Annotated in this window: 12 protein-coding genes; 6 read left to right on the top strand and 6 right to left on the bottom strand. The window is 68.3% G+C overall.

Features of this window, described 5'->3' with window-relative positions:
• Positions 1-398: 398 nt before the first annotated feature.
• Positions 399-1,316, top strand: coding sequence for a helix-turn-helix domain-containing protein (locus AC07F3_RS41155; RefSeq protein WP_479120163.1), 918 nt, complete (start codon positions 399-401; stop codon positions 1,314-1,316).
• 149 nt (positions 1,317-1,465) lie between these two features.
• Positions 1,466-2,302 carry a dioxygenase family protein gene (locus tag AC07F3_RS41160; protein ID WP_479120164.1) on the top strand — a complete coding sequence of 279 codons (837 nt, stop codon included), beginning with the start codon at positions 1,466-1,468 and terminating at the stop codon, positions 2,300-2,302.
• Positions 2,303-2,770: 468 nt separating this feature from the next.
• On the opposite strand, the gene AC07F3_RS41165 is transcribed toward AC07F3_RS41160, so the two are convergent.
• Positions 2,771-3,163, bottom strand: coding sequence for a ricin-type beta-trefoil lectin domain protein (locus AC07F3_RS41165; protein ID WP_479120165.1), 393 nt, complete (start codon positions 3,161-3,163; stop codon positions 2,771-2,773).
• A gap of 313 nt (positions 3,164-3,476) precedes the next feature.
• On the opposite strand from AC07F3_RS41165, the gene AC07F3_RS41170 reads away from it, so the two are divergent.
• Positions 3,477-3,713, top strand: coding sequence for a hypothetical protein (locus AC07F3_RS41170; protein WP_479120167.1), 237 nt, complete (start codon positions 3,477-3,479; stop codon positions 3,711-3,713).
• Here the strand turns inward: AC07F3_RS41170 and AC07F3_RS41175 are convergent.
• Both AC07F3_RS41175 and AC07F3_RS41180 read right to left on the bottom strand, forming a co-directional pair.
• Entirely contained in the window at positions 3,710-4,921 is a 1,212-nt protein-coding gene (locus AC07F3_RS41175) for an alpha/beta hydrolase family protein (protein ID WP_479120168.1), read from the bottom strand. The two genes, AC07F3_RS41170 and AC07F3_RS41175, sit on opposite strands and share 4 nt — an antisense overlap.
• A gap of 661 nt (positions 4,922-5,582) precedes the next feature.
• Positions 5,583-6,515 carry a LysR family transcriptional regulator gene (locus AC07F3_RS41180; RefSeq protein WP_479120169.1) on the bottom strand — a complete coding sequence of 311 codons (933 nt, stop codon included), beginning with the start codon at positions 6,513-6,515 and terminating at the stop codon, positions 5,583-5,585.
• Between the two features lie 118 nt (positions 6,516-6,633).
• Here AC07F3_RS41180 and AC07F3_RS41185 point away from each other — a divergent pair, with 118 nt between their 5' ends.
• Entirely contained in the window at positions 6,634-7,497 is an 864-nt protein-coding gene (locus AC07F3_RS41185) for an alpha/beta hydrolase (protein ID WP_479120171.1), read from the top strand.
• A 148-nt stretch (positions 7,498-7,645) separates the two neighbouring features.
• On the opposite strand, the gene AC07F3_RS41190 is transcribed toward AC07F3_RS41185, so the two are convergent.
• Positions 7,646-8,509, bottom strand: coding sequence for a LysR family transcriptional regulator (locus AC07F3_RS41190; RefSeq protein WP_479120173.1), 864 nt, complete (start codon positions 8,507-8,509; stop codon positions 7,646-7,648).
• Between the two features lie 92 nt (positions 8,510-8,601).
• Between AC07F3_RS41190 and AC07F3_RS41195 the strand changes: the two genes are divergently transcribed.
• Positions 8,602-9,339, top strand: coding sequence for an SDR family oxidoreductase (locus AC07F3_RS41195; protein WP_479120175.1), 738 nt, complete (start codon positions 8,602-8,604; stop codon positions 9,337-9,339).
• 158 nt (positions 9,340-9,497) lie between these two features.
• On the opposite strand, the gene AC07F3_RS41200 is transcribed toward AC07F3_RS41195, so the two are convergent.
• Complete coding sequence (locus AC07F3_RS41200) at positions 9,498-10,118, bottom strand: VC0807 family protein (protein WP_479120176.1); 621 nt, start codon at positions 10,116-10,118, stop codon at positions 9,498-9,500.
• 515 nt (positions 10,119-10,633) lie between these two features.
• Between AC07F3_RS41200 and AC07F3_RS41205 the strand changes: the two genes are divergently transcribed.
• On the top strand, positions 10,634-11,218 hold the full coding sequence (locus tag AC07F3_RS41205) for a DinB family protein (protein ID WP_479120177.1): 585 nt from the start codon (positions 10,634-10,636) through the stop codon (positions 11,216-11,218).
• A gap of 593 nt (positions 11,219-11,811) precedes the next feature.
• Here the strand turns inward: AC07F3_RS41205 and AC07F3_RS41210 are convergent.
• Positions 11,812-12,558, bottom strand: coding sequence for an SDR family oxidoreductase (locus tag AC07F3_RS41210; RefSeq protein WP_479120178.1), 747 nt, complete (start codon positions 12,556-12,558; stop codon positions 11,812-11,814).
• Positions 12,559-12,667 lie beyond the last annotated feature (109 nt).

The following is a 12,667-nucleotide window of genomic DNA, read 5'->3' on the forward strand; positions in this document are numbered from 1 at the left end:
CCGCTGCGCGCGCTTGGGGCCGTGGCGCCGCAAGGTGAGGAAGGGCTGCGCGCGGTGACGTGAGCCGCAGTCGGGGCCGGACCACTGCCCCCTTCAACGGCCTTCCCGCTGCCGAGACTTGGCCGGGATCGCGAGGGGGCTCGCACTCTGGAGAGCACCAGACCCATCGCCCCGGTCGTTCTGGACTTGCGCCGTGCGCCCCTCATCGTCACGCCACCGGGATGCCTATGAACTCCCGGCGGTCGCATCAGCATGCGGAACACGCTGCCACCGCCGAGCAGAGCCCCGACACCGGCACCCCAAGGCCGTGGCCGCCGCTCCCGGACGGCCGACACGGCATGGCCTGATCGCATCGATTGGCCTGGACCTCTGACAGAGCGCTGTCTCAAACTGCGGTGATGGACGAGCCACGGAACACCCGGCGCTTCGACATCCCGCTGCATCGCTTGGACGTCCCTCTGCCCCATCTACTGCCCTTCGCCATCGGCTCCTTTGACACCATCGGGGCACTTTCGCGCGCCAACTTTCCGCACCGCCACACTTTCTACGAGATCGTCTACGTCACCGGTGGCCATGGTGCGCACGTGCTGGACTCGGTCCACCAGCCCTTGAGTCCCCCGCAGGTGTGTGTCATCACTCCTGGCCAGGTTCATCACTGGGTGGACGCCGACGACCTCACCGGGCACGTGGTCCTGTTCAACGAGGACTTCCTGCTCTCGAGGCCGCAGGATGTGACCGCGCTGCACACTCTGTCCGCCGGGCCCGGTCACGCCTCCGGAAACCAGTCCGGCCCCATCGCGGCACTCTTGACCGACATGGAGGCCGAATACCGGGCACTCCGGCCCGGCTATCACAAGCTGCTCCGCGCCAGCCTGCAGATCCTCATCGTCAGAGCGCTGCGAACCTGTCCGCCTGCCGCGGAGTCCGCCACCCGCAACAGGGCCACGGAGGTCGCGGCCGACTTCACCCGGCTCATCGGTCTGCCCGGTGGCACCCTGCGCTCGGTCGCATCGTACGCGCAGGAGCTCCGCATCTCCCCGGGCCACCTCCAGACCCTGGTGCGCCAGGCCACCGGCCTGACACCAGGCGGGTTGATCCGGCTGCAACGCCTCCTGGAGGCCAAACGCCTCCTCGTCGGAACTGAATTGACGATACGTCAGGTAGCGGCGGCGGTCGGGATGGAAGACCCCGCCTATTTCTGCCGCTTCTTCCGGAGGGAAACCGGCATGTCGCCCGGCGAGTTCCGGGCCGGCGCCGGAGGAAATCACCATGATCCCCGGATCGAGTCCATCGCCGCCTGCCCGGACAGCGCATAGCTTGACTGCAGCCGGCAGGCGGCGCGGTCCGCATCCCCACGCCAGACCGACCTGCGGTCCCAGCCCGCCCTGCCGCTCCCAGTCATGGGCCCCGGTCGACACGCACCCCGCTCCCCCGACCCCGCCCGCCCTCACACAGGAGGTCTGCCATGCCCGCTTCCGAAGAGCCGGGACAAGCGCCTGCCGAAAACACCGGGTCCGCCCGGGTCAGCCGCAAAACAGTCCTGCGCGCCGCTGCCGCGCTCGGCGCGGCCCCCCTGCTCGCCCGAGGCGGTGTGGCACTGGCCCGCGACCGCAGAACCGCGGCCAAGCCACTGGAGATGACTCCCCAATGCCACGACGGGGACGAGCCGACCATCGAGCAAATCGAGGGCCCCTACTTCAAACCCAACTCCCCGTTACGCACCTCCCTGGTGACCCCCAGCACCCCGGGCACGCCTCTGACGGTCACCGGATACGTCTTCAGCCGCACCTGCCGACCGATCGCCGGGGCACTCCTCGACTTCTGGCAGGCCGACGACAACGGCGACTACGACAACACCGGTTACGCGTTCCGCGGCCACCAATTCAGCACGGACCAGGGCGCCTTCAGCCTGACCACCATCGTCCCCGGACTGTACCCGGGCCGCACTCGGCACATCCATGTGAAGGTGCAGTCCCCCGGACAGCCGATCATCACCACCCAGCTGTACTTTCCCGGGGAGCCGCGCAACAGCACCGACTCCATATTCGACGCGCGCCTGCTCATGAACGTCCGCCAGGTGGGTCCGGCGCGCGAGGGAACGTTCGACTTCGTGCTGGATGCTCCCCAGGATCCGACCACACCGCCCACCACACCCCCATCAGGCACTTGGACCGCGGGTACGGCCTACACCGCCGGCGACGTCGTCACCTATGGCGGGTCCTCATACCGCTGCCTCCAGTCCCACACGGCCATCGTCGGATGGGAGCCGCCGAACGTTCCGGCGCTCTGGCAACGCAGCTGACTCCCGGCCCAGGAGAAGGACAAGGCTGTTCGACGCGAGGCTCGCGCAGCAGGGCAGCCCAGGGCCTGGCTCTCCACACCGGCCGACGCAGCAGCGACGCGAACTCCAGGTGGAGCTCGCGCACTTCAGCTACCGCAGGGTCGATTCCGTGGGCGACCGCCCCCAAGGCCGCCCCTGGCTCCCCCGGCAGCCTCGCGCCTCGCACGAGACGCCCTCGACAACCGCCGCTCACGGTCACCGCCTCCCGTTGGCATGACCGCCAATCCTCAAGTCACCAGCCCTTCCAACCGGTAGTCACCACCGCGTTTGCAGAAGCCCGGTGACAGCCCGCCTGAGCCGAGGGCTCAGGCGGGCTGCTTGCCCAGCCGGTACGTTGCGTCGGCGGCTGCGCCGCACCGGGAGCCACGAGTAGTCCAACTACCAGGCGGGAAAAAGTCCGGCGGGCAGAGAGATCCCGCCTCTCTGGAGCTAGGAGAGCCACGTCCACTTGGTGTTGTTCCCGCTGCTGACGTAGCAGGAGGCCCAGGTGTCGCTGGCCGAGTAGTGGCCCACATAGCAGGGTTCGGGGGATCCGATCGTGCTCGTACCGCGGATCGTGCTGAAGCTCTGGTTGTAGTTCAGGTCTCCGCAGCGCGCCGTCACCACGTCATGGGCGAAGTCTCCCTTGGGCGTCTTCGGGATGCTCAGACAGACCTGGCTGGCACTTCCGCCGGCGCGCACCATCATGATGCTTCCGGCGGTCAACCCCCACCAGATGGCCTGATTGCTGCGCGTACAGGGCACCATTTTCACTTGGTGGGCATACGGCGTGCCGTTGTCCGTACCCTGCAGACACTTGCCGGTGGCCGCGTTCTTGATCATGTTCTGAACGGAACTGGCAGCAGCCGGTGATGGGGCTATGCCGGCTTGGGCGGTCGCGACCAAAGCAGCTGTGGTGAGAACGGTTCCGAGAGTTCGATACATCAGTGGATCCCTTCGTGGGGTGGTGCCGCCCCTCCTTGACACGGGCCCTCTTGCCCGTCCTTCAGGGGTGGCGTGATGTCCCCACCATGCTGGCAACACTCCGCGCCACCCCCGAGAAGCTCCCCTCCGCAATGGGCGAAAGTCATGCACATGTGCTTCCCGGTGGCGGATTCTTCAGTTGGCGGCGCCTCAACTGACGCACCGCACTGGGGTGCAAACGGCATGGGCGCCTGAGGAACCCGCCAAACTCGGACTGTTCTCCTCCACCCTCACCCGACGTCCACCACGTCGCGGCCAGTTCGCCTCCCTCGACGAACTGGCCGCGGCCATCGACACCTTCGCCCTGGCCTACGGCGAACACGACGCCGAGCCCTACCGCTGGACCGATGACGGCAGCCCCCTTCGAAGCCGCACGTACGCCCGAAGGATCAACGCGACGCTGCGTTAGGGCTGGAAAGTTACTTCCGGATTGTTCGACGAGGGGCCGTCCAGCAGTGGACGGTGAATCCTCTTCAGCGTCTGGTCGAAGAACGCCGTCACGTACTGGCGCGTGAGCACGATTCCACGTTCGGGGTCGAGGGGCGGCGTCGGGAACCCGGCCTGCTGGTGAAGCAGGTTCAGGTCGGAGAAGCTGAAGTGGTCGGCGCCTGTGACCGTCAGCCACTTCTTGTAGCCGTCAAGGGCGGCCCAGGCCCGCCCCCATACGATGCCGTCGCCGCTGCCGGGTGAATGACTGGCGGCGATACCCAGCATGAGGAACGGCCGGTTGATCTGCCCCGGCGTCGGGACCGGGTGGAAGGTCCCGTCCATGTCCACACCGGCCCGCACACGCGGATCGGCGATCATCGTGGAGGCCGCCGCCGCTCCGCCGATGGAGTGTCCGGCCATGCCGATCTCGTGCTTGTCGATGAGGTGTGCCAGGCGCCACGCGCTATTGCCGTGCGTCAACTGGTCGATCACGAAGGACACGTCCAGCGCGCGGCTGGCGGCGACGGCGTCGAAGTCGACCTTTTCCGGGTGCGCGCAGATCGCGCAGGGCGGCGTCTGGCCGTTCGCCAGCGTCTCGCCGCTGTCCTCGTAGGTGTGGCCGACGAGCGCGACGACGTAGCCGTGACTGGCCAGATCGGTCGCGAGCGAGGTGAGTGTCATGCGCGGGTCCTCGGACGCGGGCGAGAGGATCACCAGCGGATGCTTGCCGCGTTGCGGCCGCGCACCGTCGAAGGCGTGAGCGGTGACGCTGGAAAGGTTCTGCGGGGTGACGCCGAAGCTCGCCGGTATCTTCGCTTGCTGGATGACTCCGACTGCCTCGGCGAGGGTCATATAAGGGGCCGGGGTCCCGGTCCCGGGGACGGCCGGGTAGACCATCGTGACGGTCAGTTGGCGGGGCCCTGATGACGGCACCCACGGGTCGGGACGGCTCGCGTCGGTGAGGTGGATGATGTCCTCGCCTGCGGCGTAGGGGCCGGTCGGCGCGGGGAGCGTGCCGTGGAAGGACCGCGTGGGCACGGAGGCCGTGGCCGGTGCGGTGTCGAACGCGTGCGTGGCCACCGGTGTGGCCGACGGTGTGGTCGTGGCGGCGGACCCGGCGCCGGTTCCGGTGACCAGGGCGGCGAGCGCCAGCACCGCGACCGCGCTGATACGACGATTGCGTTTCATGGGATCGACGCTAGATTCCGCACCCCCCGTATCGGATCAGCCCATGGATGTGTGTTGTTCCTGGCCCCCGCGAGGTACCGGAGTCATCCGCGGGGACTACGTCGTGTGGCGTGGGGCTCTCTTCGCCGACATCGTCGATCACCACCTTCGCCTTGGCCTGGACGAAGACCACGGCCAGCTCTACCGCCGGACCTACGACGGCAGTTGACTCAAAGCCGCATGAACCCCAAAAGATCAACGCGGCGCTGCACGAGCTTCACCGGACGGCTGCGTGTTCTCGACCGGGGCCGCACTCGCCGACGTCATGTACATCCTGAGGACCGTCATGTACATCCTGCGGACCACTGTCGTCTGGCGCGGTGTCCCGGCGGAGACCGTGGGTTGCTACTGAGTGATGGCTTGGCGCCGACTGCGTGACTTGACCGGATCCGGCATCCACCATGGCGTGCACGCCATCGCGCTCGACGAGTTGCGCCAATCCGATCCGCTGGGCGTCGACCCCGCCCTGGATGTGCTCGCATGTCCGGGCGCTCAGAGGGGACCATGTCGGCCCTTCACCCGTCGGCCGGGCCCGCTCCGGCTCCGAGCACCATCTGATCGTCGACCCTCACGGAATGCCGGAAGGCCGGACACGTGCATGAGCAGGGAGGACCGGCAGGGGTCAAGTACGGGATGCGATGCGGTCGTTGAGCGCGGCACCGACGTCCGGGCAGTTCTTCCGGATGGTGTCGAGGAACGCGCTCAGCACCGGCGAGTGATCGCGGGCCGCGAAGGACAGGACGAGATCGGGCAGGGGCGTGTGCGGGGTCACTTCACAGAACCTCACCCCTGGCCGCGGGACCGTCCTCATGCGGGATGGCCCCAGGCCTACGCCCACGCCTGAGGCGGCCAGGCCGATGATCGTGTGCACGTCCCTCGCGACGGTCGCGTCGTCGAGAGCGGATGAGTCGCTGCCCAGCAGGGTGCGCAGTCCGGCGACCACAGCGGGCTCGTCCTCGCGGGCCGACACGATCAGCTGCTGGCGCCGCAACTGATCGGCGCTTACGGACTGTTGCCCCGCGTACGGGTGCACCGTACTCACCACGGCGATCACGTGGTCATGTCCGATGGGGACGGACACGAGATGCTCCGCTCCGGCGCCGCGTGGTGGGCCTAGGGTGACGGCCACGTCGAGCTCCCCGGCGACGAGAGCCGGGCTGCTGCGGCTGGTCGCCATCTCGTGCAGTTCCAGCCTCACGTCGGGCCGTTCGCGGCGGAACCGGCTCAGGACGCCCGGCAGCGGGTCGAGCAGCGCCGAGGCGATGAAGCCGAGGCGCAACCGCCCCGTCTCGCCGCGCGCGGCCCGGCCCGCGTCGACCGCGGCCGCTGCGATCTCGTCGAGCGCCCGGCGCGCCCGCGCGAGGAAGGCCTCGCCGGCGGCGGTGGGGAACACACCTTGGCGTGTGCGGTCGAACAGCCGGGCTCCGACCTCGCGCTCCAGGTCGGCGATCTGCTTGGACAGCGGCGGTTGCGCGATGCCCAGCTCACCGGCCGCCCGCCCGAAGTGTTCGTGCTCGGCGAGAGCAACCGCGTACCGCAGGTGTCGCGCTTCCATGATCCGCGCTCCCATTTCGTCGGCCCCATCGACCACTGGCAATACCTCAAAGGTATCGCCATGCCACGTGTGAGATCTATGAATGGATGGCCCTGTGGTTCCCGTCTGGAATGGAGCCATGAAGTACGCATCTCTGACCGACACCGTCTTCGTTTTCGTGCACGGGGCCTGGCACAGCTCCGGACAGTGGGCAGCGACGCAACGTGCGTTGGCCGCACTGGGCGCCGCAAGCGTGGCCATCGACCTGCCCGGGCACGGCTTCGACGCGCCCCTGCCCACCGGATACCTGCTCCCCGGCCAGCCGGGCCTGCTGACCGAGAAGTCCCGGCTCTCCACCCTGACGATGGACGAGTGCGCCGAGGCAGTACTCAGCGTCCTGCACCAGCTGCGTCAGCGTCACTCTGTCGTCCTCGTCGCACACAGCGCGGGCGGCGGCCCCGCGTCCCTGGCCGCGGAGCGGGCGCCCGAGCTGGTGGACCGGATTGTCTATCTGTCCGCTTTCGTCCCGGGTGGGCGGCCGCGTTTCTTCGACTATCTGGGCTCCCCCGAGAACGCCACCGCGCTGGGCCAGAACCTGAACCTCGGCGACCCCGAGGCCCTGGGCGCCGTACGGATCAATCCGCTCTCATCGGATCCCGCCTACCTCGACGAACTGCGGGAAACGCACTACCACGACACCCCCCTGGACCGCTTTGACCGGTGGCGGTCCGCACTGAGCCCTGACCTGCCCCTGGCGATCCCGATGACTCCAGTGGACCTGACCGCAGGACGGTGGGGACGCATTCCACGAACTTTCCTGCGCTGCGCCGAAGACCGGGCGCTGGCACCTGCCGCGCAGGACCTCATGATCACGGAAGCCGACCTGGCCTTCCCCGACAACCCGTTCACGGTGCATACCCTCCCCGGCAGCCACAGCCCGTTCGCAGCCCGGCCGGGCGAAATCGCCGCGGCCCTCTCCTCGTGCACTGGCATCGGCTCATGAAAGGACCCCGTTCCTGAGCCGGGGCGGGCGGCTCGCGGCCGCGCTGACCTCAGCTCCCTTCGGGCAGTCCGGGGCGAGGACGACGCGATGATGCCCATCAAACAGCACATGGCCGACCCGGATAGTGAGCGGCGGAGGCAGGACCTGATCAGAGCCGTACGGCAGTACGGACCAGGCTGGCCAGGGTGAGCGAGCGGCTGTGCGCAGGCCAGACTATGTGGGTCACGACGGGAGGTGCGTCGGCCAGGGGAACGGCCGCGTGCTGAGCCCACAGCCAGGAGCGGGCGGAGTCGGGCACGACCGCTACGGTGCGTCCGAGGGCGATCAGCTGGGCCAGTTGTGTCTGGTTGTGGATCTCGGGGCCGGGGCCGGGTGCGTAGGTGCCGCGGGTGGGCCAGCGGGCGAGCGGCAGACCAGGTATGTCGCTGACATCGGCCAGGGACAACGTCTCGTGGGCGGCGAGGGGATGCCCGGCGGGCAGGACGGCGACCTGCCCCTCGGTGGCCAGTGCCTCGCTGTCGAAGCCGGTGAGGGAGTTCCACGGGGTGTGCATGAGCGCGACATCGGCGCGTCCGTCACGCAGCAGTTCTTCCTGCTCGCACAGTCCGCACGGCAGCACTTCGATCTCAGCGCTGTCGGGCTCGGCCGCGTAGGCGTCGAGAAGCTTCAGCAGCAGGTCGTGGGACGCGGCGGCCTTCACCGCGAGGACCAGCCGGTGACGCGGGCCGCCCGGGTTGTCGGCGCCGCCGGCGCGCCGGGTGCGGCGAGCAGCGGCTGCGGTCGCGTCGAGGGCCGCCCGGCCCTCGTGCAGCAACACCTCTCCGGCACCGGTCAGACGGACACCGCGGCGGTTGCGCTCCAGAAGGGAGACCCCGAGACGTCGTTCGAGCTGCTGGATCGCCCGCGACAGCGGCGGCTGGGCCATGCCGAGGCGCTCGGCGGCGCGGCCGAAGTGCAGTTCCTCGGCGACGGCCACGAAGTACCTCAACTCGCGGGATTCCAGGGTGTCCATCGCCGCAGCATACCCGGTGATACCTGGCAGGTATGACAGGGCACCGTATCGGTGTTGGCCGCGCCATTCGTCCGCGAGCCACCATCGTCCCCATGAACGAAACAAGGATCGCGCTGGTGACCGGCGCGAACAAGGGCATTGGATACGAGATCGCGGCCGGGCTGGGCAGACTCGGCTACCGGGTGGGCGTGGGAGCCCGTGACGGGAGCCGAGGCGAAACCGCCGTCACGAACCTGCGCGCCCTCGGCGTGGACGCGTTCGGGGTACCACTGGACGTGACCGACGACCGCAGCGTCGCCGATGCCGCGGAACTGATCGAGGGCTTGGCCGGACGCTTGGACGCCCTGGTCAACAACGCCGGAATCTCCGGCGAGACGGGCCCAGGGTGGGAGCAGGATCCCACGGCGCTCGACCTGGAGGTGCTCCGCACGGTCGTGGACACCAACGTCATGGGCGTCGTCCGGGTGACCAACGCGATGCTGCCGCTGCTGCGGCGCTCGGAATCGCCCCGCATCGTCAACATCTCCAGCAGCGTGGGCTCCCTGTCCCGGCAGGCGGACCCGGACATCGAGGTCGGCCCGATCATGGCGGCCTACGCTCCGTCGAAGTCGTTCCTCAACGCCCTCACCCTGCAGTACGCCCGGAAGTTCACCGGCACGAAGATACTGATCAACGCGGCCTGTCCGGGCCTGGTCGCGACCGACTTCACCGGCTTCAACGGGCCCCGCACCCCTGAACAGGGCGCGGCCACAGCTGTCCGACTCGCCACGCTGCCCGACGGGGGCCCGAGCGGTTCGTTCTTCGAGGACGACGGCGTCGTCCCCTGGTGATCACGAACTGCCCTGAACCGTCGTGGGCCCGCCGGGTCCACGACACGGGGACGGGCCGGATCGGATGTGACCCGTGCTGCCCCCAATGCCGCGCTCCTGGCGGGCAGTTGGACAGGACCACATGAGCCATGTGTGGGCCCCGAGGGCCCACACCAAGGTCAGGCTGCGGCACGCTTCGGCGTGGCGCCATGGGGTTCGGTGTGATCTTTCTTCATCGAGCGGACGGTCCACAGGACCAGTCCGCCCACGAAGACGAACATGAGCAGTTGCGACACGTTGGAGGCGACCTTGATCGGGAGCAAATAGACCGCGGCGATGCGCAGCGAGGCGTCGATCAGAAGCGTGGTGCCCCAGACCAGGGTGACGCGCCGCCACCGGGCCCGCATGGCGTCCGTGTCCGCCACGGCGTGGAACTCGGCCGCCTGCCGCGCCCCGGCCTGGCGGGCGAATCGCAGCGCGGCATAGTAGGCGAGGGGACGACGGACGGCGCAGCTGCCAACGAGCAACAGACCGGCTACGGCGGACTGCGCGGAGTCCTTGGCGAGGATGAACCGGACTCCGCCGCTGGTGAAGCTCAGTGCCAGGCTGGCCCCGAACAGGAAGAGCAGGAAGAGCGCGAACGGGTCGACCCGGCGCTGACGGACCGCCACCCAGAGCATGCGCGCTCCGGCGACGAGGGTGCCACACAGTAATGCGACGTAGGTGGACGCACCGAGCAACTCGGCGGCGAAATACGCCATGATCGACAGGCCGATGTCGTAGAAGAGCGTGGCGACCATCGCACGCTTCACGGCACGGGCCCGCGAGGCGCGGGTGCTGTTGTCGCCGTGGCCGGCGGGGCTTGACGGGTTTGAGGACATGGGGACCCCCGGTTGCGAAGGGACGAGTGGAAGTGGACGGTCAGGACCATCTGGGGAAGACGTTAGGGCGGTCCCCGTCGCCCGTCCTGAGCCCTCGGGAGTAGATCCGGGTGGATGTGTATCTTTACCCGGCTCCACCCAACTCCTGGCGGGCAGCGTCGCCCAGCCAAGGACCAGACCCCCGCCACGACGCCATGCCGCGGAGCGTCCTCGGTGCGCGCTGCATAGCTGTGCGGCCAGCGTCCTGTTCGGATGAGTCGCTCGGCGAGGGCTCCGGCGGGTACGCCGAGCGAGGGGTTGGTCTGCACCTTCGCGCACTTCTCGCAGCCGGTCGGCACGGCGGCGCGGCCATGGCCCGGCCGTGGCTCTGCCAGTCGGTGGGCACCTGGGCGGGACCTTGAGACCACGAGCAGCCCATGGCAGGCTCAAGCCGCATGATCGATGAATTCGCGAAGGACAACCTGCACGGGAGACTGCGGCGGGATCGCCAGGCGCTGCTGTGGAAGCTCGATGGTCTGTCCGAATATGACGCCCGCCGACCGTTGACAGCAAGCGGGACCAACCTCCTGGGCCTGGTCAAACACCTGGCCAGCGTCGAGGCGAGGTACTTCGGCGAGGTCTTCGACCGCCCTTCCCCGGAACCGATGACCCGGTGGCAGGACCACGACGGCAGCGATCTCTGGGCGACCGAGGACGAGACCCGCGACCAGATCATCGAGTCCTACCAGCGCGCGTGGAAACACTCGGACGCGACGATCGACGAGCTTCCCCTTGACGCCGCCGGCCACGTGCCCTGGTGGCCGGAGCCGTACCGCAACACCAATCTGTTCGCCATCATGGTCCATGTCCTCGGCGAGTCCATCCGGCATACCGGGCATGCGGACATCCTGCGCGAGAGCCTCGATGGCCGGACCGGGTTGCGCGCCGAACAACAGACGCAGATCGACGAGCAAGCCCGTGCGGCCTACCGCGCGAAGATCGAGCAGGCTGCCAGATCGGCCGCACCGATCAACAGGTGAGGTTGCCTCACGTGACTTGATGTGCGAACGACTTGATGCGGACGCGGGTGCTGATCCTTCCAAGCGTTGGGTTCCTGATGAACTCCGGGCGCGGGCCGCCCCGTTGCTGCGTCGTTCCCTACCCGCCCGCAAGGTGGCGAGACCGCTCCGCGTGGACCGGATCGTGTTCACGGCAATGGAGTACGTACTGACCAGCGGCCGTACCTGACGGCATCCGCCACCGACGCTCTGCACATCGGCCGCCACCGCTCATCGCCGCTACACGGTAGGGGCCGGGGCCTCGGCTGCACCGGCCAGGTGCGCCGGGATTCACGACGGCTGCGGCACTGGCCCTCCGCTCAGCCGCGTTCCGCGAACGCCGACTCCGGGAATCAGCCCCGCGGGCCGAAGGATCTGCGACTCCTAGAGTTTTTCAGGGTGCCAGGCGGGCAAGACCGCGCCGTCAGGCACGGTTCCTCCGCGCCCTGACCAGGGATGCTCGGGCCTCGCCCCACCAACGCTGGTGCACGCCCCGCAGGGGTTCGCCGCCGGGTACACGTCGTACTGGAGCCGCCCAACTCCTTACCCGGCAGCCAGTGTTCGTTCGGCAACGATCAGCGGAGTTGTGACGCCCCTCCGTCGACAACAAGCTCCGTTCCCGTCGAGAAGGTCGCTCCGAACGCCAAATAGGCAACTGCGGAGGCCACTTCTTCGGGCGTGCCCAGCCGCTGCATAGGGTTGCCATTGCGGTAGGTGTCCTTCATCGTCTCGACGACGTCGGCGGGGAGGGAGCGGTCCAGAATGCCCGAGTCGATCGGGCCAGGGCTCACGGCGTTCACGCGCACCTTGCGCGGGAGCAGTTCGCGGGCCAGGGTGCGTGTCATCGACCGCAGAGCCGCCTTGCTCGCCGAGTAGACACTGAGCGCGTCCAGTCCCAGGACGTTCACCACCGACGTGGTGAGGACCACCCCGCTTCCCTCCCCCAACAGCGGCGCCAACGCCTGCACTGTGAAGTACGGGCCCTTCGTGTTGATGGCGAACACCGCGTCGTACATGTCCTCCGTCGTCGAGTCGAACGGCGCGGATGCGGTGACGCCGGCGTTGACGAACAGGGCGTCCACCGTGCCGAACCGCTCGCGGACCGTGTCGGCCAAGGTCTTGATGTCCTCCAGCGACGCGGCGTCGCTGCGGACGCCGACCGTCATGGCCCCCAACTGCTCAACCGCAGCGTCCAGAGTGGAGCGGGTGCGGCCGGTGATGAGTACCTGCGCCCCGCCGTCCACGAACAACCGTGCCGTAGCCAGGCCGATACCGCTGCTTCCGCCCGTGATCACGATCTTTTTGCCGTCATAAGTGGTCATGCCTTGAAGTCAATTACTGACTTCGGCTCGTCAGGGTGATCTTTGCTGAAGTTCCTGATGAGGCTGGGGTGTTGGCGGTAGTCCGTGGTGTGTGAGATACGCGGATGGA

The sequence above is a fragment of the Streptomyces sp. NPDC045846 genome (genome assembly GCF_056431605.1).

What these genes read in the sequence shown, in the direction of transcription:
- AC07F3_RS41195 (WP_479120175.1), top strand. Translation starts at nt 8,602, where the DNA reads ATGAACGAAACAAGGATCGCGCTGGTGACCGGCGCGAACAAGGGCATT.
- AC07F3_RS41165 (WP_479120165.1), bottom strand. Translation starts at nt 3,163, where the DNA reads ATGATCAAGAACGCGGCCACCGGCAAGTGTCTGCAGGGTACGGACAAC.
- AC07F3_RS41175 (WP_479120168.1), bottom strand. Translation starts at nt 4,921, where the DNA reads ATGAAACGCAATCGTCGTATCAGCGCGGTCGCGGTGCTGGCGCTCGCC.
- AC07F3_RS41155 (WP_479120163.1), top strand. Translation starts at nt 399, where the DNA reads ATGGACGAGCCACGGAACACCCGGCGCTTCGACATCCCGCTGCATCGC.
- AC07F3_RS41185 (WP_479120171.1), top strand. Translation starts at nt 6,634, where the DNA reads ATGAAGTACGCATCTCTGACCGACACCGTCTTCGTTTTCGTGCACGGG.
- AC07F3_RS41190 (WP_479120173.1), bottom strand. Translation starts at nt 8,509, where the DNA reads ATGGACACCCTGGAATCCCGCGAGTTGAGGTACTTCGTGGCCGTCGCC.
- AC07F3_RS41160 (WP_479120164.1), top strand. Translation starts at nt 1,466, where the DNA reads ATGCCCGCTTCCGAAGAGCCGGGACAAGCGCCTGCCGAAAACACCGGG.
- AC07F3_RS41205 (WP_479120177.1), top strand. Translation starts at nt 10,634, where the DNA reads ATGATCGATGAATTCGCGAAGGACAACCTGCACGGGAGACTGCGGCGG.
- AC07F3_RS41180 (WP_479120169.1), bottom strand. Translation starts at nt 6,515, where the DNA reads ATGGAAGCGCGACACCTGCGGTACGCGGTTGCTCTCGCCGAGCACGAA.
- AC07F3_RS41200 (WP_479120176.1), bottom strand. Translation starts at nt 10,118, where the DNA reads ATGGTCGCCACGCTCTTCTACGACATCGGCCTGTCGATCATGGCGTAT.
- AC07F3_RS41210 (WP_479120178.1), bottom strand. Translation starts at nt 12,558, where the DNA reads ATGACCACTTATGACGGCAAAAAGATCGTGATCACGGGCGGAAGCAGC.